Source organism: Streptomyces sp. NPDC015242, from assembly GCF_043079125.1.
Classification (GTDB): Bacteria; Actinomycetota; Actinomycetes; order Streptomycetales; family Streptomycetaceae; genus Streptomyces.
Window position 1 is genome coordinate 208,386 of sequence record NZ_JBIBUF010000008.1, and the last position, 20,630, is coordinate 229,015.

Annotated in this window: 17 protein-coding genes; 7 read left to right on the top strand and 10 right to left on the bottom strand. The window is 72.5% G+C overall.

Annotation, left to right across the window (positions count from 1 at the left end; genetic code table 11):
• The first annotated feature begins 302 nt into the window (after positions 1 to 302).
• Together ACF07N_RS26470 and ACF07N_RS26475 are read left to right on the top strand one after the other, a co-directional pair.
• Complete coding sequence (locus ACF07N_RS26470; RefSeq protein WP_392117417.1) at positions 303 to 1,520, top strand: Ig-like domain-containing protein; 1,218 nt, start codon at positions 303 to 305, stop codon at positions 1,518 to 1,520.
• Positions 1,521 to 1,699: 179 nt separating this feature from the next.
• Positions 1,700 to 2,446 (top strand): DUF6227 family protein, encoded by a 747-nt coding sequence (locus tag ACF07N_RS26475; RefSeq protein ID WP_383329794.1) that lies wholly within the window; start codon positions 1,700 to 1,702, stop codon positions 2,444 to 2,446.
• 51 nt (positions 2,447 to 2,497) lie between these two features.
• Here ACF07N_RS26475 and ACF07N_RS26480 read toward each other — a convergent pair whose 3' ends face one another.
• From ACF07N_RS26480 to ACF07N_RS26500, 5 genes are all read right to left on the bottom strand, one after another.
• Positions 2,498 to 2,653: a hypothetical protein gene (locus ACF07N_RS26480; RefSeq protein WP_383329791.1), complete on the bottom strand. Its 156-nt coding sequence runs from the start codon at positions 2,651 to 2,653 to the stop codon at positions 2,498 to 2,500.
• Between the two features lie 117 nt (positions 2,654 to 2,770).
• Positions 2,771 to 4,876 carry a fructose-specific PTS transporter subunit EIIC gene (locus ACF07N_RS26485; protein ID WP_392117421.1) on the bottom strand — a complete coding sequence of 702 codons (2,106 nt, stop codon included), beginning with the start codon at positions 4,874 to 4,876 and terminating at the stop codon, positions 2,771 to 2,773.
• Positions 4,877 to 5,060: 184 nt separating this feature from the next.
• Positions 5,061 to 6,008: a 1-phosphofructokinase gene (gene pfkB, locus ACF07N_RS26490; RefSeq protein ID WP_392117424.1), complete on the bottom strand. Its 948-nt coding sequence runs from the start codon at positions 6,006 to 6,008 to the stop codon at positions 5,061 to 5,063.
• Complete coding sequence (locus ACF07N_RS26495; RefSeq protein WP_383329782.1) at positions 6,005 to 6,766, bottom strand: DeoR/GlpR family DNA-binding transcription regulator; 762 nt, start codon at positions 6,764 to 6,766, stop codon at positions 6,005 to 6,007. The genes pfkB and ACF07N_RS26495 overlap by 4 nt, the downstream gene beginning before the upstream one ends.
• Positions 6,767 to 6,925: 159 nt before the next feature.
• On the bottom strand, positions 6,926 to 8,422 hold the full coding sequence (locus ACF07N_RS26500; RefSeq protein ID WP_392117428.1) for an MFS transporter: 1,497 nt from the start codon (positions 8,420 to 8,422) through the stop codon (positions 6,926 to 6,928).
• 61 nt (positions 8,423 to 8,483) lie between these two features.
• Here ACF07N_RS26500 and ACF07N_RS26505 point away from each other — a divergent pair, with 61 nt between their 5' ends.
• Entirely contained in the window at positions 8,484 to 9,485 is a 1,002-nt protein-coding gene (locus ACF07N_RS26505) for a helix-turn-helix transcriptional regulator (protein ID WP_392117431.1), read from the top strand.
• 281 nt (positions 9,486 to 9,766) lie between these two features.
• Here ACF07N_RS26505 and ACF07N_RS26510 read toward each other — a convergent pair whose 3' ends face one another.
• Complete coding sequence (locus ACF07N_RS26510; protein WP_392117434.1) at positions 9,767 to 10,489, bottom strand: TetR/AcrR family transcriptional regulator; 723 nt, start codon at positions 10,487 to 10,489, stop codon at positions 9,767 to 9,769.
• Positions 10,490 to 10,957: 468 nt separating this feature from the next.
• Complete coding sequence (locus ACF07N_RS26515) at positions 10,958 to 11,956, bottom strand: RNA polymerase sigma factor RpoD/SigA (protein WP_383329770.1); 999 nt, start codon at positions 11,954 to 11,956, stop codon at positions 10,958 to 10,960.
• A 205-nt stretch (positions 11,957 to 12,161) separates the two neighbouring features.
• On the opposite strand from ACF07N_RS26515, the gene ACF07N_RS26520 reads away from it, so the two are divergent.
• The gene (locus ACF07N_RS26520) at positions 12,162 to 12,695 is read left to right on the top strand and encodes a GNAT family N-acetyltransferase (protein ID WP_392117437.1); all 534 of its coding nucleotides are present in this window, start codon (positions 12,162 to 12,164) and stop codon (positions 12,693 to 12,695) included.
• A gap of 102 nt (positions 12,696 to 12,797) precedes the next feature.
• Here the strand turns inward: ACF07N_RS26520 and ACF07N_RS26525 are convergent, their stop codons facing one another.
• A complete protein-coding gene (locus ACF07N_RS26525; RefSeq protein WP_392117440.1) occupies positions 12,798 to 13,583 on the bottom strand; it encodes a dioxygenase in 786 nt (261 codons plus the stop codon).
• Between the two features lie 85 nt (positions 13,584 to 13,668).
• Here ACF07N_RS26525 and ACF07N_RS26530 point away from each other — a divergent pair, with 85 nt between their 5' ends.
• The gene (locus ACF07N_RS26530; RefSeq protein ID WP_392117443.1) at positions 13,669 to 14,202 is read left to right on the top strand and encodes a MarR family winged helix-turn-helix transcriptional regulator; all 534 of its coding nucleotides are present in this window, start codon (positions 13,669 to 13,671) and stop codon (positions 14,200 to 14,202) included.
• A 135-nt stretch (positions 14,203 to 14,337) separates the two neighbouring features.
• Here ACF07N_RS26530 and ACF07N_RS26535 read toward each other — a convergent pair whose 3' ends face one another.
• Both ACF07N_RS26535 and ACF07N_RS26540 read right to left on the bottom strand, forming a co-directional pair.
• The gene (locus ACF07N_RS26535) at positions 14,338 to 15,885 is read right to left on the bottom strand and encodes an MFS transporter (RefSeq protein WP_383329758.1); all 1,548 of its coding nucleotides are present in this window, start codon (positions 15,883 to 15,885) and stop codon (positions 14,338 to 14,340) included.
• Between the two features lie 321 nt (positions 15,886 to 16,206).
• Entirely contained in the window at positions 16,207 to 16,851 is a 645-nt protein-coding gene (locus ACF07N_RS26540; protein ID WP_383329754.1) for a TetR/AcrR family transcriptional regulator, read from the bottom strand.
• Between the two features lie 344 nt (positions 16,852 to 17,195).
• Between ACF07N_RS26540 and ACF07N_RS26545 the strand changes: the two genes are divergently transcribed.
• On the top strand, positions 17,196 to 18,530 hold the full coding sequence (locus ACF07N_RS26545; protein ID WP_392117447.1) for a M6 family metalloprotease domain-containing protein: 1,335 nt from the start codon (positions 17,196 to 17,198) through the stop codon (positions 18,528 to 18,530).
• A gap of 398 nt (positions 18,531 to 18,928) precedes the next feature.
• Positions 18,929 to 20,602 carry a helix-turn-helix domain-containing protein gene (locus tag ACF07N_RS26550; RefSeq protein ID WP_392117449.1) on the top strand — a complete coding sequence of 558 codons (1,674 nt, stop codon included), beginning with the start codon at positions 18,929 to 18,931 and terminating at the stop codon, positions 20,600 to 20,602.
• The last annotated feature ends 28 nt before the right edge of the window (positions 20,603 to 20,630 follow it).

The following is a 20,630-nucleotide window of genomic DNA, read 5'->3' on the forward strand; positions in this document are numbered from 1 at the left end:
CAGTGACGCCCGGGGGCGCTGACAGCGGCGCTGGGCGCCCCGACGGTGGTGCTCAGTGCGATGACAGCGGCGCTCGGCGCCCCGACGGTGGTGCTCGGGGCGCTCACGAGCCGTGCCTGGCCGAGCCCACGTCGCCGGCCGGGCCGGCCGTGCGTGGTGCTGTCACGGCGGGCCGATTTTTGTCGCGGTTCTGTCACGTGACGGCGTTCACCGCGCACGGGCGGAACCCGGTCGGGTGCCGGTCCCCTCTTCTCCCACGTACTGGAGCGGATCACGCACATCACACGAACTGGGAGCAGCCCGTGACAACGCCGGACATTGCAGCGCGGCGCGTACTGGGGGCCTGTGCCGCCCTGGTGGTCGGCGCCCTGACGCTCACCGCGTGCGGTGGCAGTGCCAACGCCAAGGACGACGAGAAGGGCGGGGGGGGCGCCCCGAAGACGTCCGTGGCCAAGATCGCCATTTCGGCGGAGGACGGTTCGACCGGCGCGTCCATCAACACGACCGGAGTGAAGGTCAGCGACGGCAGGCTGACGGACGTGAAGATGACGGTGGCGGACAGCGGGCAGGCCGTGCCGGGCTCGCTCTCCTCCGACGGCCGGGTGTGGAAGCCGAAGGAGCAGCTGGAGCGCGGGACGAAGTACCGGATATCGGCGACCGCCAAGGACACCGACGGCCGGACGGCCGCGGCCAACTCCGTCTTCACGACGGTCACGTCGTCGAACAGCTTCATCGGGACGTACACGCCGGACCACGGCACCACGGTCGGTGTGGGCATGCCGGTGTCGTTCACCTTCGACAAGGCGATCACCGACCGCAAGGCCGTGCAGTCGCACATCTCGGTCACGTCCAGCAGCGGGCAGAAGGTCGTCGGGCACTGGTTCAACGGGCAGCGGCTCGACTTCCGGCCCGAGGAGTACTGGAAGGCCGGGTCCAAGGTCACGATGAAGATCGACCTGGACGGGGTCGAGGGCGCGAACGGCGTCTTCGGCGTGCAGAAGAAGACGGTCACCTTCACCGTCGGGCGCTCACAGGTCTCCACGGTCGACGCGAACACCCAGACCATGACGGTCGTACGGGACGGCAAGACCCTCAAGTCGGTCCCGATCTCCACCGGTGACGCGCAGCACACCACGTACAACGGGCAGATGGTGATCTCCGAGAAGTTCGTGCAGACGCGGATGAACAGCCGGACGGTCGGGCTGGGCGGCGAGTACGACATCCCGGACGTGCCGCACGCGATGCGCCTGACGACCTCGGGGACGTTCCTCCACGGCAACTACTGGTACGACAAGGGCAACCCGCCGTTCGGCCGGCAGGGCACCAGCCACGGCTGCGTCGGCCTCGCGGACGTCCGGGGCGCCGGGGGCAGCACGCCCGCCAAGTGGTTCTACGACAACTCCCTCATCGGGGACGTGGTGATCGTGAAGAACTCGCCCGACAAGACGGTGGCACCGGACAACGGACTCAACGGCTGGAACATGCCGTGGAGCCAGTGGGTGGCCGGCAGCGCTTCCTGAACTGCCCAAGGACCGCACCAGCAGGGCTTTTTGACGGATCGGCGGGGCCGCGCGGGAACATTTCGCGCGGCCCGCGCGTTTTCCTGGACGTACGTTTTCTCGGTTCCCGGACATGATGTCCGACCGAGGGGCTACGGTATGCACCCACAAGGTGACATGCAGCAACGCCGGGAGAAACCTTGAGCGTTCCGTACGAGACGGCAGCGTACGAACCCCATGACTCGCCCGAGTCTCCGGAGGAGCACCTCGCGCGACTCCTCGGCCGTGCCCTGAACAGTTTCGAGCTACCGGACGAGACGATAAGGCGGCTGGACTGCGCGCTGGCGCACGACGGTTCGCTGCACTCCGCGCACCACAGCGCGGGCCTGCACCGGGAGACCTACCGGCACACGTGGCTGCTGGCCGACGGTTCGGCGCTCACGCTCTGGGAGCTGGTCCACAACACCGCGCCGGGCAGCGAACCGCAGCACGAGGTGTACGTCGACGAGGAGGAGCTGCGTGCCGCGACCTCGCGGCTCCCGCTGCCGCCGGACACGCCGGACTTCGAGCTTCCGGTGACGGTGCAGCTGTCCCCGGCCCCCACGCCCCGGCACGCCTACGCGGCGGAGGACTCGGCGGACCACGCGCGCCGGTTACTGCGCCGGGCGGAGAACGCGGACCGGCCGGGCGCGGCCACGGCGGCCCTGCTGGCCACGGCGTCCGGCCACCAGATCACGCAGGCCTTCGGCCGTCCCTGCCGCGCGGGCCGGGTGGGCCTGGGCTTCTCGCTCTACGAGCACGCTTTCCTGCTGCGCGACGGCGAGGAGCTGTCGCTGTGGGAGGTCGAGCACACGGCGACGCCGGACGGGCGGCACATGTGCGAGGTGTACGCCAGTGAGGACGCGGCGCGCGAGGCGATGGAGCGGCGGGCGGCGCAGTTGTCGTGACGCGGCGCACCACGGTGCGCCGCGGCGCGTGGTGAGTCGTTCGGGCGCGGCTCAGTCGCCGTCGCCGAAACGGCGGATGAGGTCGGCGAAGGCGTCCTGCTCCTCGCGGGTCAGTTCCACGGACTCCGACCGGGAGCCCGTCTGCCGCTGCTGCGGGAGGGCGGGGAGGGAGTGGCCCTCGGGCCACCGGGAGACGTGATCGGGCATGCGCCCCAGTAGACACCACGGCCCGGGACATCGGTCCCGGGCCGTGATTTTCGTGATCTATCTCGCAGGCGGCATGAACAGCTCACACCCCCCGAAAGGGACGCTCCGTCGCGGGTGTCAGGCGGCCACCGGCTGCTTCTGCTCCGCCGCCGGGGCCGCGCCGTCCCTGCCGGGGGCCGGGCCAGCGCCCGGGGCGGGCGTGCGCAGGCCCTTCAGGACGACGACCAGCGCCGTGGTGACGCAGACGCCCGCGGCGATGGCGACCAGGTAGAGCAGCGGGTTGCCGATCAGCGGGACCACGAAGATGCCGCCGTGCGGGGCGCGCAGGGTGGCGCCGAAGGCCATCGACAGGGCGCCGGTGAGGGCACCGCCCGCCATCGAGGCGGGGATGACGCGCAGCGGGTCGGCCGCCGCGAAGGGGATCGCGCCCTCGGAGATGAAGGAGGCGCCGAGCACCCAGGCGGCCTTGCCGTTCTCGCGTTCGGTCTGCGTGAAGAGCTTGCCGCGCACGGTCGTCGCCAGGGCCATCGCCAGCGGCGGGACCATGCCGGCCGCCATCACCGCGGCCATGATCTTCATCGCCGAGTCGCTGGGGCTGGCCACGGCGATGCCGGCGGTGGCGAAGGTGTAGGCGACCTTGTTGACGGGGCCGCCGAGGTCGAAGCACATCATCAGGCCGAGGAGGGCCCCGAGCAGGATGGCGTTGGAGCCGGACAGGCCGCTCAGCCAGTCGGTCATGCCCTTCTGGGCCTCGGCGATGGGCTTGCCGATGACGACGAACATCAGGAACCCGACGATCGCCGAGGAGATCAGCGGGATCACCACCACCGGCATGATGCCGCGCATCGCCGCCGGGATCCGCACCTTCTGGATCGCGATCACCACGCCACCGGCGATGAGACCGGCGGCGAGACCGCCGAGGAAGCCCGCGTTGATGGTGAGGGAGATCGCGCCGCCGACGAAGCCGGGCACGAGGCCGGGCCGGTCGGCCATGCCGTACGCGATGTAGCCGGCCAGGACGGGGACGAGGAAGCCGAAGGCGACGCCGCCGATCTGGAAGAGCAGGGCCGCCCAGCTGTCGGCCTGCGTCCAGACGAAGTGGTCCATCACCGACGGAGCCTTGTTGATCTCGTAGCCGCCGATCGCGAACCCGAGGGCGATCAGCAGACCGCCCGCCGCGACGAAGGGAACCATGTAACTGACGCCGGACATCAGCCACTTGCGCAGCTTGGTGCCGTAGCCCTCGCCGGAGTCGCCGGAGCGCTCGACCGGGGTGGCCGGGGCGGAGCCGGAGGTGATCTCACCGCGGGCGGCCTTCGCGCGGACCTCGGCGATGAGTTCGGCGGGGCGGTTGATGCCCGCCTTCACGCCGACGTCGACGGTCGGCTTGCCGGCGAAGCGTTCCTTCTCCCGTACGGGCACGTCGTGGGCGAAGATCACGGCGTCCGCCGCCGCGATGACCTGCGGGTCGAGCCGGGTGAAGCCGGCCGAGCCCTGGGGTTCGACGGTGAGCTCGACGCCTGCCTCACGGCCGGCGTTCTCCAGCGACTCGGCCGCCATGTAGGTGTGGGCGATACCGGTGGGGCAGGAGGTGACGGCGACGATGCGGAACGGGCGGTCCTCGGGCGCCGCGGAGGCGTCGGTGCCGTCGCCGGTGGCCGTGGCGGTGGCGGTGGCATCGGTGGCGGTGGCGCCAGTGGCCGTGGCCGTGGCGGCGGCGGGAGAGGCCGCTCCCGCCGACGCCACGGGGTCTGCGGGGGCCGCCCCGGCGGGCTGCGCCGGCTCGTCGCCGCGGATCAGCGCCGCCGCGGCCGCCGGGTCGCCCACCGCGCGCAGGGCGTCGGTGAACTCGCTGTTCATCAGCTGCCGGGCCAGGGACGACAGGATCGTCAGGTGGGCGTCGTCGGCGCCGGCCGGGGCGGCGATCAGGAAGATCAGGTCGGCGGGACCGTCCGCGGCACCGAAGTCGACGCCGGCCGCGCTGCGCCCGAAGGCGAGGGTCGGCTCGGTGACGTGGGCGCTGCGGCAGTGCGGGATGCCGATGCCGCCGTCGAGGCCGGTCGGCATCTGGGCCTCGCGGGCGGCCACGTCGGCGAGGAAGCCGTCCAGGTCGGTCACCCGGCCCAGGGCCACCATGCGCTCGGCGAGGGCACGGGCCGCCGCTTCCTTGGTGTCGGCGGACAGGTCGAGATCGACCAGCTCCGCCGTGATCATGTCGCTCATCGCGGGCTCCTTAGCACGCGTATCGCCCGTGCAGTGGGGTGGGCGGAAAGGGGGACGGGGGTGCGGTGGGGGGTGACGAGAGTGACGGGGGTGGCTGCTGTGCCGTGGGCGGCGGTGGGGAGTAAGGGGTAGGTCCGCCGCCCGGGCGTCGGTGGGCGCTGCCCGGCGTACGGCGCGGCGCCGGTCATGACACCGGCTCCGTCAGCTCGCGGTCCGCGGGCAGGTCGGCCGTGACCGTCACCGCCGCCGGGTCCAGGTCGGAGGGCGTGGGCATGACGCTGCCGGGCAGCTGGACGGCCGCCGCGCCGTGGGCGACCGCGGAGGCGAGGGCCTCGGGGCCGCCGCCGCCGGCGATCAGGAAGCCGGCGAGGGAGGAGTCACCGGCGCCCACGTTGCTGCGGACGGCGTCCACCCGGGCGCTGCCGAACCAGGCGCCCTGGTCCGACACGAGCAGTTGCCCGTCGGCGCCGAGGCTGGCGAGGACGGCCCGGGCGCCCATCTCGCGCAGTTCCTCGGCGGCCTTGACGGCGTCGCCGACGGTGGCGAGGGGGCGGCCGACGGCCTCGGACAGTTCCTCGGCGTTGGGCTTGACCACGTCGGGGCGTTCGCGCAGGGCCGCGAGCAGGGCGGGGCCGGAGGTGTCCAGGGCGATCCGGGCACCGGCGGCGTGCGTGCGGGCGACCAGGTCGGCGTACCAGTCGGGGGCGAGGCCGCGCGGCAGGCTGCCGCAGCAGGCGATCCAGGAGGCGTCGCCGGACTGCCGCCGGACGGTCTCCAGGAGGAGTTCCCGTTCGGCGTCGGTGAGTTCCGGGCCCGGCGCGTTGATCTTCGTCAGGACGCCGTCGGCCTCGGCGAGGGCGATGTTGGAGCGGGTGGCACCGGCGACGGGAACGGGCGCCACCTCGATGCCCTGCTGGTCGAGCAGTTCGGCGACGAGCGCGCCGGGGGCGCCGCCCAGCGGCAGGACGGCGACCGTGCGCCGCCCGGCGGCGGCGACCGCGCGCGAGACGTTCACGCCCTTGCCGCCCGGGTCCATCCGTTCGCCGGTGGCGCGGATGACCTCGCCGCGGTCGAGGGACGGCACCTCGTAGGTGCGGTCCAGGGACGGATTGGGGGTGACGGTGAGGATCATGCGCGCACTACTTCCGTGCCGCCGCGCTCGATCGCGACGGCGTCTTCGGGGCTCAGCCCGCTGTCGGTGATCAGCAGGTCCACGTCGCTCAGGTCGCCGAATCGGGCGAAGTGCTCCTGGCCGTGCTTGGAGGAGTCGGCGAGCAGCACCACGCGGCGGGCGGCGGCCACGGCCGCGCGCTTGACCGCGGCCTCGGCGAGGTCGGGGGTGGTCAGGCCGTGTTCGGCGGAAAAGCCGTTGGCGGCCACGAACAGCACGTCGGCACGGATCTCGCCGTAGGCCCGCAGCGCCCAGGCGTCCACGGCGGCGCGGGTGCGGTGCCGTACCCGGCCGCCGACGAGGTGGAGCTGGATGCCGGGGTGGTCGGCGAGACGGGCCGCGATGGGCAGGCTGTGCGTGACGACGGTGAGGGAGGCCTCCAGCGGGAGGGCGGCGGCCATGCGGGCCACCGTCGTGCCCGCGTCGAGGATCATCGTGCCCTCGGCCGGCAGTTCCGCCAGGGCGGCCTTGGCGATGCGGTCCTTCTCGTCGGCGGCGGTGGTCTCGCGCTCGGCGAGGTCCGGTTCGAAGTCGAGCCGCCCGACCGGGATGGCCCCGCCGTGCACCCGGCGGACGAGTCCGGCGCGGTCGAGGGCCTTCAGGTCCCGGCGGATCGTCTCCGCCGTCACCTGGAACTCCTCGGCCAGCGACAGGACGTCCACTCGGCCGCCGTCACGGGCGAGCCGGAGGATCTCCTGCTGCCGCTCCGGTGCGTACATGTCCGTTCGCCTCCGCCTCATGCCCGAACGTGTGGTTTCAGCGGGAGGCTACGCCGAGATTTCCGGGAAGTAAACAGGTTCGGACCCAAACGGGCATGATCGGAAACGTGCGAGGGCCCGGCACCCTCCGGTGCCGGGCCCCTCCCCGCCGTCGGCCGCTCAGACCAGCGCCGGTTCCTCCTCCGTCCGCCCGGCCGACGCCTGCTCGCCCTCCACGTGCTGCGCCGGCCGCTTCGGCAGCGCGAACATCAGCACGAAGATGGCGCCCAGGACCGCGGCCACCCAGCCCAGCGCGTTCTCGAAGGCGTCCGCGAAGGCCGGTCCCACCTGCTGCGGGCGCAGGTGCTCGGCGATCGTGCCGAAGAAGACCACCGAGACCAGTCCGAGCCCGAGCGCGTTGCCCATCTGCTGCACGGTGTTGATCAGGCCGGAGGCCGATCCGGAGTGCTCGCGCGGCACCTCCGAGAGGATCGCGTCGGTCAGCGGCGCGACGATCAGGCCCATGCCGACGCCCATCACCACCAGCGGGGCGGCCATCTGCCACGGGGTGATCGCGAGGCCGAAGTGGTCCGACTCCCAGATGTAGAGCAGCACACCGGCCGCCATCACCAGCGCGCCCGCCTGGAGCACCTTGCGGCCGAAGCGCGGCACCAGCATCTGCACCGACATGCCCGCGGCCGCCGACACGGCGATCGAGAACGGCACCCCGGTCAGCCCCGCCTTCAGCGGGCTCCAGCCGAGACCGATCTGCATGTACAGGGTCCAGACCAGGAAGAACACGCCGAGCGCGACACCGAAGACGGTCTGCACGGCGATCCCCGCCGCGAAGCTCTTCACCTTGAACAGGGACAGTTCCACCAGCGGTGAGCCGTCCCGCGCGGCCTTGCGCCGCTCGTACGCCACCAGCGCCGCGAGGACCACCAGCGAGCCGGCCATCGACAGGTGCCCCCACAGCGGCCAGCCCAGCTCGCGGCCCCGGGTGAGCGGGTAGATCAGCATCAGCAGGCCCAGCGTGACGAGCGCGACGCCCACGAGGTCGAGCTTCAGGGCCCGCGGCGCCTTGGACTCGGTGATGAAACGGCCGCCGAGGACGAGGCCGGCGATGCCGACGGGCAGGTTGATCAGGAAGATGGAGCGCCACTCCCAGCCGAACAGGTTCCACTCGGTCAGCAGCGCGCCGAGCAGCGGACCGGACACGGCACCGAGCCCGACGATGGCGCCGAACAGCCCGAAGACCTTGCCCCGCTCGTGCGCCGGGAAGGTCGCGTGCACGATCGACAGCACCTGCGGCACCATCAGCGCGGCCATGCCGCCCTGCAGGAACCGGGACGCCACCAGCATCTCGGGGTTCACCGCGAGGCCGCACAGCGCGGAGGCGACGGTGAAGCCCCCTATGCCGGCGAGGAAGACGCGCTTGCGGCCGTGGATGTCGCCGAGCCGCCCGCCGGTGATCAGCCCGGCGGCGAACGCGAGGGCGTATCCGGCGGTGATCCACTGGATCTCGCTGAAGGACGCGCCCGCGTCCCGCTGGATCGACGGGATGGCGATGTTGACGATCGTCACGTCGACGAGGTCCATGAAGGCCGCGGTCATCACGATCGCGAGGGCGTACCAGCGGCGCCGGTCCGTGCCCGGAGGGGTCTCGGTGGAGTTCATGACGCGACTGTAGGAGCCCATTAGGTCAGATCGTGTCCTACTCGTGCGCCATCCTCGAACCATGACGACGGACACCCCGGCCCGGCTGCTGACGCTCCTCTCCCTCCTCCAGACGCCCCGCGAGTGGCCCGGCGGCGAACTCGCCGACCGCCTCGGGGTCTCCCGCCGCACGGTCCGGCGCGACATCGACCGGCTGCGCGAGCTCGGCTATCCCGTCCAGGCGACCAAGGGCGCCGACGGCGGCTACCGGCTCGTCGCCGGCAAGGCCATGCCGCCGCTGGTGCTCGACGACGAGGAGGCCGTGGCCATCGCGGTCGGCCTGCGCGCCGGGGCCGGGCACGCGGTGGAGGGCCTGGACGAGGCGTCGGTGCGGGCGCTGGCCAAGCTGGAGCAGGTGCTGCCCGGCAGGCTGCGCCACCGGGTGACCACACTCCAGGCCGCGACCACCCCGCTGACCAGCGGAGACGGGCCCAGTATCGCGCCGGAGACGCTGACCGTCATGGCCTCGACGGTGGCCGGGCGCGAACGGCTGCGGTTCGCCTACCGGGCCGCCGACGGCACCGCGTCACGGCGTCTGACGGAGCCGTACCGGCTGGTGTCGACGGGCCGCCGCTGGTACCTGGTGGCGTACGACCTCGACCGGGACGACTGGCGCACGTTCCGTGTCGACCGGGTCAGCAAGCCCTTCGCCACCGGCGCCCGCTTCACACCGCGCGAGCTGCCGACGGGGGACGCCGCCGAGTACCTGCGCCGGTCGATGCACCGGCAGCAGCGGACCTACGACTTCGTCGTCACCTTCGCCGCACCGGCCGACTTCGTCGCAGCCCGGGTGCCCGCGTGGCTGGGCGCGCCGGAGCCGGTGGACGAGGGCACCTGCCGCCTGCGCGGCTCGACCGGCGACGCACCCCAGTGGGTGGCGCTCCGGCTGGCCATGCTGGAGTGCGACTTCACCGTGCACGAGCCGCGGGAACTGGTCGAGGCGGTGAGGGACTTGGGGTCACGGCTGAGCCGGGCGGCATCGGGAGGGAGTGGGGGTGGAAGGGGGAGTGAGAGTGAGGAGTGAGGTGGGGTGAGGGGGGGCGGGGCAGTGCGGGTCGTGCGGGCCTCGCCGGGCCGGGCGGGGCGAGCCCGCCGGGCCGGGCAGACCAAGGCACGCGGGCCGCGCCTGGCGGGCCGGGCCGGGCTGAGGCTTGCCTGGTCGGGCAGGCCGAGCCGCGCGGGCCGATCCGTGCGGGCCGGGCGGAGCCGGTCGGGGCGGGCCGAGCGCGGCGAGTCAGGCAGGCCGAGCCGGGCACGCCGAGCCCGGCCCCGCGCTGCCCCCCAAGTCGCCGTGCGAGCCAGGCCTCACCCGCCGAACGGAAAGTCCCGCAGCGCCTCGAGGTTGCGCAGGGCCAGTTCCGCCGGGCTTCCGGGCCCTTCCGCCGGTCCGTCGCCCTCCGCCCAGCCTTCGAGCGCGGTCCGCACGGCCGCGCTCGCCACGGCGGCGGCGAAGCGCAGCTGCGGTGTGGCGCAGTCGGATGACACGGCACGGTCAGGACGTTCGGACGCGTCGGCAACGTTGTCGCCGCCGCCCCCCGCCGCCGGGTCCGGGACGGCACCTGCACGTGTCACCCGTTCCGCCAGCACCTCCCCCAGCATGCGCTCCGAGTCCTGGCACACCTCCGCCCACACCCGGCGCAGGGACGGGTTGGCCGCGGCCAGGCGCAGCAGCGTGCGGACCCACTCCCAGGAGGACGCGGAGACGCCGACGCCCGGGGTGAGGGTGTGGCGGACCCCGTCCTCCAGGGCCCGGGAGACGCTCACCGCCGCGGGTGCGGCCCGGACCGCCTCCACCCAGCGCTGCGCTCCGGCCGCGTACAGCGGGGCGACGGCCTCCTCCTTGGTGGCGAAGTACCGGTAGAAGGTGCGCGGGGCGATGCCGGCGGTCTGGGCGATGTCCTCCGCGCGGGTGGCGCGCAGGCCGCGCCGCACGAAGAGGCCGGCCGCCGCACGGGCGATCTCCATGCGTGTCTCGGCCTTGCGCCGCTCGGTCAGCGAGGCCTGCGGGGTCGGGGTGGTGCTGCTCACGCCCGGCAGGCTATGCCCATGTGACACAATCTGCCATCTGGCGGGCCACCCCGTGGTTCAGGTACGGGGTGGCCCGCCCTCCAGCTCCGCCCCGGCACAGGCGGCGGGTGCGCGTACACGAGAAAGCCGGGCCCCGGCGTCCGGGGGGAAGGACGCCGAAGCCCGGCCTTGGGAGAGTCCCGGCGCCGGGGGGAGTGCGGCGGGACTTGGTTCCGTGCGGGGCCGGGGGGTGGCCCCGGGCCCGAACTGGTGGGCCCGGAAGTCTTGTTCCCGGCGCCCTGGGGGTTGAAGCGGCGTTACAACGCCATGTTTGCGCGGTCTTTCGCCACCCGGCGTACGCGGTGACCACCGGGCGCACACGGCCCGTCACCCCCGGACCCCGTGCCGGCGCGCCGAGAGGTCAAGGGGCGGCCGGGAGACGGTCGGCGGTGACCGGCGCGCCGGGGGCGACAGCCCGTCGCTCCCGGGTCAGGCCGCCGCGTCGAAACCGGTGCTGCGGGCCAGCTTCTTCAGCTCGAGCAGCGCGTGCTTCTCGATCTGCCGGATGCGCTCGCGGGTCAGGCCGTGCTCCTTGCCGACCTCGGTCAGCGTGCGCTCGCGGCCGTCCTCGATGCCGTACCGCATCTTGATGATGGAGGCCGTGCGCTGGTCGAGACGGCCGATCAGGTCGTCGAGCTCCTCGCTGCGCAGCAGCGTCATCACCGACTGCTCGGGCGACACCGCCGACGTGTCCTCCAGGAGGTCGCCGAACTGGGTCTCGCCCTCGTCGTCCACGGACATGTTCAGCGAGACCGGGTCGCGGGCCCAGTCCAGCACGTCGGTGACGCGCTCGGGGGTCGAGCCGAGCTCGGCCGCGATCTCCGCCGGCTCCGGGTCCCGGCCGTGCTCGCGGTTGAACTCGCGCTGCACCCGGCGGATCCGGCCCAGCTCCTCCACGAGGTGGACGGGCAGGCGGATCGTGCGGGACTGGTCGGCTATCGACCGGGTGATGGCCTGGCGGATCCACCACGTGGCGTACGTGGAGAACTTGAAGCCCTTGCGGTAGTCGAACTTCTCGACCGCGCGGACCAGGCCGGCGTTGCCCTCCTGGATCAGGTCCAGCAGCGGCAGGCCGCTGCGGGGGTAACGGCGGGCGACGGCGACGACCAGGCGGAGGTTGGAGCGGATGAACACGTCCTTCGCGCGCTCCGCGGCGTCCACGAGGGCTTCGAGCTCCTCGCGGGTCGCGTCCGTCTTGGTCTCCTCGTACCCGTCGAGGACCTGCCTCGCGAACACACCCGCCTCGATGACCTGGGACAGCTCGACTTCCTTGGCTGCGTCGAGCAGCGGTGTGCGCGCGATCTCGTCGAGGTACATGCCGACCAGGTCGCGATCGGCGATCTCGCCGCCATGGGCGCGAACACTGCTTGCCGCGTCGGCCGTCTCGCCGGTGGCGGACTGACGACGGGCGACGGCACGGGTTGCCATGCGTGCTCCCTTGCGATGTGAGGTCAGCGGGTGGTCCTTCGGACGCCTGACTCCGTCTTCCGGACTCTCTCCGGACTCTCCTCGGGTGCCCTGCATCCGATGGAAACAACGACTGGAATCAGGACAGAATTCCCAACCGGTCCCCCGATTTTTCTGATCATGCAGTACCCTGTCCGGCCGCCGCCCGGTCACACGAGGAGACGCGATGCCGTCGGAGCGAACAGAGGTGCAGGTCAGGCCGGGAGTCGAAGACGACCTCAAGGCCCTCACCGCCCTCTACAACCACTACGTACGTGAGACGGCGATCACTTTCGACACCGCGATCTTCACTCCGGAGGAGCGACGCCCTTGGCTGCTCTCCCACCCTGAAGACGGGCCCTACCGCCTGATGGTTGCCACGGAACGGGACTCACAGGAGGTCCTGGGCTACGTCACGTCCAGCCCGTTCCGCCCCAAGCCGGCCTACGCCACCTCCGTGGAGACGACCGTGTACGTCGCCCCGGGCGCCGGGCGCCGGGGCATCGGCACGCTGCTGTACGAGGCGCTCTTCGAGGCGCTGTCGGGTCAGGACCTGCACCGCGCCTACGCCGGCATCGCCCAGCCGAACGAGGCGTCGACCCGGCTGCACGAGCGCCTCGGCTTCCGGCACGTGGGCACCTACCGGGAGGTGGGCCGCAAGTTCGGGCGGTACTGGGACGTGGCCTGGTACGAGAAGCCGCTGCACGGGCGCCGGCCGTAGCGCCCTCCCGGGCCGGCTCCCGGGCGCCCTCGCGGCCGCCCTCGCGGGCTGGCTCGCGGGCGGGATCGCGGGCCGCTCTGGGCGGGCTCGCCGCCGGCCGCCTCAGCCGAACTGCACCGACCGCTTCGCGAGCCCCATCCAGAACCCGTCGATCACCGACTTCTGCGCGTCGAGTTCACCGGTGGCGTCGGCCGCGCCCATCGTCACGAAGAGCGGGGCGAAGTGCTCGGTGCGCGGGTGGGCCAGCCGCCCGGCGGGCGACTTGCGGGCGAAGTCGAGCAGGGCGTCGACGTCCCGCGCCTCCAGGGCCCGCCTGCCCCAGTCGTCGAACTCGGCCGACCAGGCGGGGACGCCGCCCTGCCGGAGCGCCGCCAGGTTGTGGGTGAAGAAGCCGGAGCCGACGATCAGCACGCCCTCGTCCCGCAGCGGGGCGAGCCTGCGGCCGATCTCCAGCAGCCGGACCGGGTCGAGCGTCGGCATGGACACCTGCAGCACGGGGATGTCGGCGTCCGGGTACATCTCGACCAGCGGGACGTACGCGCCGTGGTCGAGGCCCCGGTCGGGGACGTCCTGGACGGGCATGCCCGGGGCGCGCAGCAGCTTCCGTACCGACTCGGCGAGCTCCGGTGCGCCGGGGGCGTCGTAGCGCACCCGGTAGTAGTGCTCGGGGAAGCCCCAGAAGTCGTACACGAGCGGGACGGTCTCGGTGGCGCCCAGGGCGAGCGGGGCCTCCTCCCAGTGGGCGGAGACCATCAGGATCGCCCTGGGGCGCGGCAGGCCGGCGGACCAGGCCGCGAGCTCGCCGGGCCAGACGGGGTCGTCCGCCAGGGGCGGGGCACCGTGGCTGAGGTAGAGAGCGGGCATGCGCTCCTGAGTGGCGGCGGACATGCTGCGGCTCCTTCCGTCCGGGTACTTGAAAACTGTACGACGCACTTGTTTAAAGTTCAAGGAGAGTCCGCGTAGAGTGGAACGCATGAAGGCACCCGCATCCGCACCGGCAACCGGCTCCACCGCGGAGCCCCAGGAACCGCGCTGGCTCACCGACGAGGAACAGCGCGTGTGGCGTTCGTTCATGGAGGGCGTCACCCTCCTCGACGACCACCTCGACCGTCAGCTCCAGCGCGACGCGGGCATGCCGCACGTCTACTACGGCCTTCTGGTCAAGCTCGCCGAGGCGCCGCGGCGGCGGCTGCGGATGACCGAGCTGGCGATGCTGGCGAAGATCACCCGCTCCCGCCTCTCGCACGCGGTCGCGCGTCTGGAGAAGAACGGCTGGGTGCGCCGCGAGGACTGTCCCGACGACAAGCGCGGCCAGTTCGCCGTGCTGACGGACGAGGGCTACGAGGTGCTGCGGCGGACCGCGCCCGGCCATGTGGAGGCCGTGCGCCAGGCGGTCTTCGACCGTCTCACCCCGGAACAGCAGAAGTCCCTCGGCGAGATCATGCGGATCATCGCCGAGGGACTTCAGCCGGCCGGAGCCGGCGCGGACCTGCCCTGGCTCCGCTGAGCCGGGGCAGGTCCTGGATTCCGCGGGTTCGGGGCGTCCCCTTCCCCGTGCCCGCGGATGGCCCGAAGTGCCCGTGGAGGGCTCAGGGGGTGGGCGCCGCCGCTGAGCGGTCGACGCCTCTCCTGGATGCGCCGCTCAGTGCGCGACGACCGGGATCTGCACCTCGTCCGCCGCGCCCTCCTCGGAGCCGGTCACCGCGGTCATGTTCGGACGCCCGGCGTTCACGAAGGTCAGGGCGATCGCGGCGGCCACCACGAGGATGCCGACGGCGAACCAGATGGCGCTGGTGTAGCCCTGCACCATGCCCTCCAGCTGGACCAGCTGCTGCTGGGACCGGCTGGTCGCGCCCGCGATGTGGTCGGCGATGTACGAGGTCGTCGCCGAGGCGGCGATGGTGTTCAGCAGGGCCGTACCGATGGCGCCGCCCACCTGCTGCGAGGTGTTGACCATCGCGGAGGCCACACCGGAGTCACGCGGCTCGACACCCTGGGTGGCGAGCGACATGGCCGGCATGAACGCCGTACCCATGCCCAGGCCGAGCAGCAGCATCGCCGGCAGCAGCAGGGCCGCGTACGAGGAGCCGATCTCCAGCTGGGTCAGCAGCAGCATGCCGAGCGCGGCGACCAGGAAGCCGGGGCCCATCAGCAGGCGCGGAGCGACCCGGGTCATCAGGCGGGTGCCGATCTGGGTGGAGCCCGTGATCATGCCCGCGATCATCGGCAGGAACGCGAACCCGGTCTTGACCGGCGAGTAGCCCTTCACGATCTGCAGGTAGTAGGTCAGGAAGAGGAACAGGCCGAACATCGAGATGATCGCGAGACCGAGGGAGAGGTAGATGCCCCCGCGGTTGCGCTCGGTGACCACGCGCAGCGGCAGCAGCGGGGCCTTGACCTTGGACTCGACGACCACGAAGGCCAGCAGCAGCACCGCCGAGGCGACGAACATGCCGACGGTCACGGCGTCGCTCCAGCCGTCCGACTCGGCGCGCGTGAAGCCGTAGACCAGCGCGACCAGGCCGAAGGTGGACAGGACCACGCCGGGGATGTCGAGCGGGGAGCGGTTGCGGCCGCCCTCCGGCTCACGGATGACGAAGTAGGCACCGGCAGCGGCGACGACGGCGAACGGGATGTTCACGAAGAACGTCCAGCGCCAGTCCAGGTACTCGGTGAGGAAGCCGCCCAGGATCAGACCGACGGCACCGCCACCACCGGCGATGGCGCCGTATATGCCGAACGCCTTGGCGCGCTCCTTGGCGTCGGTGAACATCACCGCGAGCAGGGAGAGCGCGGCGGGCGCGAGCAGGGCGCCGAAGACGCCCTGGAGGGCGCGGGCGCCGAACATCATGGCCTCGTTGGTGGCCGCGCCACCGAGCGCGGAGGCCGCGGCGAAGCCACCCAGACCGACCACGAAGGCCTTCTTGCGGCCCCACAGGTCCGCTATCCGGCCGCCGAACAGGAGCAGACCGCCGAAGGCGAGGGCGTAGGCCGTGACGACCCACTGCCGGTTGCCGTCGGAGATGCCGAGGTCCTGCTGGGCCGAGGGCAGGGCGATGTTCACGATGGTCGCGTCGAGGACGACCATCAGCTGGGCGAGCGCGATGAAGACGAGCGCTTTCCAGCGCCCCGGATCCGGTTCGGCCGGTGAGGCCGGGGTGTTGCGGGCCTTGGAGGCTGTTTCAGACATGGAGGTACCCACTTCGGGACTTCGTGACGGAAAAAGGTGACGAAAGGGAACGGCTCGTCCAAGGGGACGGCCGCAGGGACTGTCGCCTGGTGTTCAGACGGACCGGAAAGGCTGAACCAATCGGTAGTTCGGTCGTTCGGTCAATCGGTTATCGGGTCATGGGGTCATGCCAGTCGGCTGGCCGGCCGGTCCTGTCGACCGGACGGGGGGCCGACAGGTCATGTCGACCGGGCGGCCCGACGGGTCGGGTGGTGGTCGGTCGAGGTCGTAGGTCGGGTGGCCGGTCAAGGCCGTTGGTCATTGGCCGGTCAGGGGCATCGGTCAGGGCCGGCGCAGGTCCTCCAAGGTCACGGCCGTTCCCGGCAGGACCGAGCGGGCCGGAGCCCGCAGCCCGTCCAGGAACAGCTGGAGATGACGGTGGACGAACCGGTCGGCGCTGAAACAGTTCGTTCCGGCCGGGGGCCTGCTGAGCTGGGCCACGGCGATCATGACGTCCCCGACATCCACGTCGGAGCGGAGCTGCCCGGCCGTCCTGGCCCGGTCCATGACCTCCGCGATCAGCCGCTCGATCCGCTCACGCGCGGCCTCCAGGTCCGGGTGGTGCTGGTCGAACGTGCTGGAGACCATCGGGCAGAGCGCGCTGATCCGTTCGTCGGCGGCGGCGTGCACGAAGCGCTCCAGCGCCTCGAACGCGTCGCCGCTCTCGGTGAGCGCGAGCTCGGCCGCGGCGGCCGTCCGGTCCATGACGGAGCAGACGACCTCGCGGACCAGCGCGTCGCGGTCCGGGAAGTTGCGGTACACCGTGGCGTTGCCGACGCCGGCCCGGCGGGCGATCTCGTCGAGCGGCACCTCGGGGCCGTGCTCGACGAACATCTCCCGGGCGGCGGTGACGATCCGCTCCCGGTTGCGCAGGGCGTCGGCACGGGGCCGGGGCGCCTTGCGCGGTGCGGGGGTCGCGGTCTGCACGGCGTACTCCTGATTCCTGGTTCGGTCGGGATCGTGTCGTAGGGCGATCGGTGGTCGTGGTCGGTGATGCGGCTTGCGGTCCTTCGTCCCGCGATCCGGGGAAGGGGTCCCCGTTTCGCTCGGACACATAGCTAAACGGGGAGCGGGTCCCCGGTATTTCCCACCGACGAAGAAAATATCTGTGACCTGGGTCACTCCATCCCGGCCGAGGGCTACCGGCGGGAAACCCACGATCGGTCTCCTCCAACGCGCGTCCCCACCCCCCGCGACGCAGGGTGATCGCAAGGGTGCAGCCGGAGACCGGAGGCTGCCGTGGCGCGGGAGGTCCCTTGCAGGTGCCGGACATGCAGCCGCCCCCACGGAGCCCCCGGCCGAGCAGCGCCGGGCCGCCGGGCCACCGGATACCCCGGCGGCGCCTGGCCGCCCTGGCCTGCGTGTCCGCCCTGACCTTCACGGTCAGCACCTCGGCGGGCACCGCCCATCTCGCCCCCGGCACCTCGGCGGCCGGCGCGGGCCCGATATCCGTCTCCCGCACCTCCGCCCACGCCCCGTGCCTGATCCGCGGCGCCCGGGAGGTCCAGATGTCCGAGGGCATCCCCACCTCCAAGGGCTACTCCCGCTCCACCGGCACCGTCCGCGCCCTCACCCTGATGATCGACTTCTCGGACGCGCCCGGCGAGGGCACCGCCCTGGACCGCTTCCGGGAGTTCTTCCCGCAGACCCGCGAGTGGTTCCGCACCAGCTCCTACGGCCGCCTCGACTACCGTCCCGAGACCCCGATCCCGCAGTGGCTGCGCATGCCGAAGTCGTTCCGGGAGTACGGCATAGAGCGCGGGGCCCCGTTCGAACCCGGCTACCGCGCGCTGGTCCAGGACCTCGTCGCCGCGGCCGACCCGGAGGTGGACTTCGGCGACTACGACCTGCTGAACGTCCTGGTCACCCCGAACGCCGGTCCCTCCGCCCTGGACACGGTCCTGTCCGTCACCTTCGCCGGCAACCCCGAGGCCCCGAGAGCCGACGGCGCCGCCGTGGCCAACGCCTCGTTCGTCTACTCCCGACAGGACGACGGCTCCGGCTCCTACCACCGCACCGGCTACCGGGTCCTCCCCCACGAGAACGGCCACGTCTTCGGCCTGCCCGACCTCTACACCGCCGAGGGCGGGGGCGCGGTCGGGCACTGGGACATCATGAGCGAGGACTGGGGCGCCAACAACGACTTCCTCGGCTGGCACAAGTGGAAGCTGGGCTGGCTGGACGCCGGCCAGGTGCACTGCGCCGCCTCCTCCGGCACGACCGAGTACACGCTGACGCCCCTGTCCCGCGCGGGCGGCTCCAAGCTGGTCGTCGTCCCCCTCGACGGCCGCACCGGCTACGCCCTGGAACTGCGCACGCGCGGCGGCAACGACGAGGCGGTGTGCCGGCCGGGCGTGCTGGTCTACAAGGTCGACGCGGAGGTGGACACGGGCATGGGCCCGGTCTCGGTCCACGACTCCCGCCCCGACAGCGGCGGCTGCACCCGCGCCCCCAACGTCCACGCGGAACTGTCCGACGCGCCCTTCGTCCCCGGGGAGACGTTCAGGGACTCGCGCAGGGGCATCGCGATCGAGGTGACGGGGGCCGACGGGGAGGGGAACCACCGCGTGCGGGTGACGCGGGAGGAACAGGCGAGAAGGAGCTGAGGGGCAGGCGGGGAGGGCGAGGGAGATCAGGTGGGACGAGGAACGCCCCGGGCCCTCCGGGACGCCGGCACCCCGGTTCCGCATTACGGTGGGCCTGCCCCGACCGCCGTACCGGAGACCCGATGCCACCGAAGCCCACGCCCGAGCCCTCCGAGGGTTCCGCCCCACCGGCCGACGCCGACGGGAAAGGGACGCGGGCGGGGACACGGGCGGGAAACCGGGCGTCGCAACGGACGGGAAACCGAGCGCCGGAACGGACGGAAGACCGGGCGCCGGAACGGACGGGGAACCGAGCGCCGGAACGGACGGGAGACCGGGCGCCGGAACGGACGGGAAACCGAGCGGGAGCTGGAACGGGAGGCCGAGCGGGAATCCGATCGGAGGCCGGGGACAGGGACATGTACACCACCACCTCACCCACGGGACAACGCACGGCCCCGGCATCGGCACCGCCTCCGCCGACACCGGCACCGGCGGCACCGGCGGAGGCGGTCACCCCGCTCATCCGCGGCATCGCGGTACTGCGCGAACTCACGGACGCGAACGGCACGCTGAGCCTGAGCGCCCTGGAACGCGCGACGGGCCTGGCCCGCTCCACGGTCGACCGCATCACGGCCACGCTCGCCCGCATGGGCTACGTCCGGGTCGACGGCCGGGACGTCTTCCTGGCACCCCGCCTGATGGAACTGGGCAACGCCTACCTGGCCGCCCTGCGCCTCCCCTCCCTCCTCTCCCCCGCCGCGGACGCCCTGGCCAACGAACTGGACGAGTCGGTCTCCCTGGCGGTCGCCGACCGCGACGGCATCCGCTTCATCCACCAGGCGACCCGCCGCCGCGCGATGTCCCTCAGCTTCCGCATCGGCGACCTGCTCCCCGCCGAACGCACCGCGCCGGGACCGCTGTTCGCGACGGAGTGGACAGCAGCGGACTGGCAGCGCTGGCGCGACCGCAGGGCGGCGGATCCGAGGGACCTGTCCTTCACGGCCGTACCGCCCCGCAGACACGGGTCCGACGCGGCGTACGACCAGGACTTCGTCCGCCGCACGGAGGAGGCGGCGGCGAACGGCTGGTCCCTGGACGACCAGCTCATCGAACCGGGCCTGGTGGCGCTCTCGGTCCCCATCCGCACGGCCGGCACACCGGGAGGAGGGCGGGAACGGGTGGCGTGCGTGGCGAGCGTGGTCAGCCACACCAGCCGCCACACGGCCCGCAGCCTGCGCACCACCCTGCTGCCGAGGCTGCGGTCGGCGGCGACGCGGATGGAGGAGGAACTGCACCGCACGCCACTCCCGGAACCGGGCCCGCGCCCCGCCGGCCTGGCGCTGTGGACGGGCGCGTCGAAGACGCAGCTCGGCCGCGACTTCGTCGAGTCCCTGGCGCGGGGCCTGACGGTCCTCACGGCCTTCGGCGAGGGCAGGCCGGAGCTCACCCTCACCGAGGTGGCCCGGGCGACGGGCCTGGCCAGAGCGACCGCGCGCCGGGCCCTGATCACCTACGAGCACCTGGGCCTGGTGACCACGTCCGACCGCGCCTTCAGCCTCACCCCCCGGGTCCTCTCCCTCGGCTTCCCGCCCCTCTCCCGCACGACCCTCGCGGAGATCGCCCAGCCCCACCTGGCCGACCTGACGACCCGCATCCACGAGTCGACGTCACTGGCGGTCCTGTCCGGCTCGGGAGCGGAGATCCAGCTCGCGGCGAGGGTGACGACGGGCCGGGTGATGAGCGTGAACATCACGGTGGGCACGAGACTCCCGGCCGGCGCGACGGCATCGGGCCGGATCCTCCTGGCGGACGCCGCCGCACAGGAACCGGACGATGCCCTGTCCTCGATCCGCTCCCAGGGCTACGCCCTCGTCGACGAGGAACTGGAGGAAGGCCTCCGCTCCCTCGCGGTCCCCGTCCACGACCGCGCGGGCAGAGTGGTGGCCGCCCTGAACACGGCGATGCACGCGAGCCGCCACTCCCTGCGCGAGTGCGTCACGGACCTCCTCCCCGAACTGACGGCGACCGCCGCCCGCATCGAGTCCGACCTCCACACGGCGAGCCGCTTCACCCACGTCCCCCTGACCTGACCCCACACCCGCCCGACGGCGATCCGGT

Coding starts and splice junctions, on each gene's coding strand:
- ACF07N_RS26480 (WP_383329791.1), bottom strand. CDS start 2,653: ATGCCCGATCACGTCTCCCGGTGGCCCGAGGGCCACTCCCTCCCCGCC.
- ACF07N_RS26485 (WP_392117421.1), bottom strand. CDS start 4,876: ATGAGCGACATGATCACGGCGGAGCTGGTCGATCTCGACCTGTCCGCC.
- pfkB (WP_392117424.1), bottom strand. CDS start 6,008: ATGATCCTCACCGTCACCCCCAATCCGTCCCTGGACCGCACCTACGAG.
- ACF07N_RS26495 (WP_383329782.1), bottom strand. CDS start 6,766: ATGTACGCACCGGAGCGGCAGCAGGAGATCCTCCGGCTCGCCCGTGAC.
- ACF07N_RS26500 (WP_392117428.1), bottom strand. CDS start 8,422: ATGAACTCCACCGAGACCCCTCCGGGCACGGACCGGCGCCGCTGGTAC.
- ACF07N_RS26505 (WP_392117431.1), top strand. CDS start 8,484: ATGACGACGGACACCCCGGCCCGGCTGCTGACGCTCCTCTCCCTCCTC.
- ACF07N_RS26515 (WP_383329770.1), bottom strand. CDS start 11,956: ATGGCAACCCGTGCCGTCGCCCGTCGTCAGTCCGCCACCGGCGAGACG.
- ACF07N_RS26520 (WP_392117437.1), top strand. CDS start 12,162: ATGCCGTCGGAGCGAACAGAGGTGCAGGTCAGGCCGGGAGTCGAAGAC.
- ACF07N_RS26525 (WP_392117440.1), bottom strand. CDS start 13,583: ATGTCCGCCGCCACTCAGGAGCGCATGCCCGCTCTCTACCTCAGCCAC.
- ACF07N_RS26530 (WP_392117443.1), top strand. CDS start 13,669: ATGAAGGCACCCGCATCCGCACCGGCAACCGGCTCCACCGCGGAGCCC.
- ACF07N_RS26535 (WP_383329758.1), bottom strand. CDS start 15,885: ATGTCTGAAACAGCCTCCAAGGCCCGCAACACCCCGGCCTCACCGGCC.
- ACF07N_RS26545 (WP_392117447.1), top strand. CDS start 17,196: ATGCAGCCGCCCCCACGGAGCCCCCGGCCGAGCAGCGCCGGGCCGCCG.
- ACF07N_RS26550 (WP_392117449.1), top strand. CDS start 18,929: ATGTACACCACCACCTCACCCACGGGACAACGCACGGCCCCGGCATCG.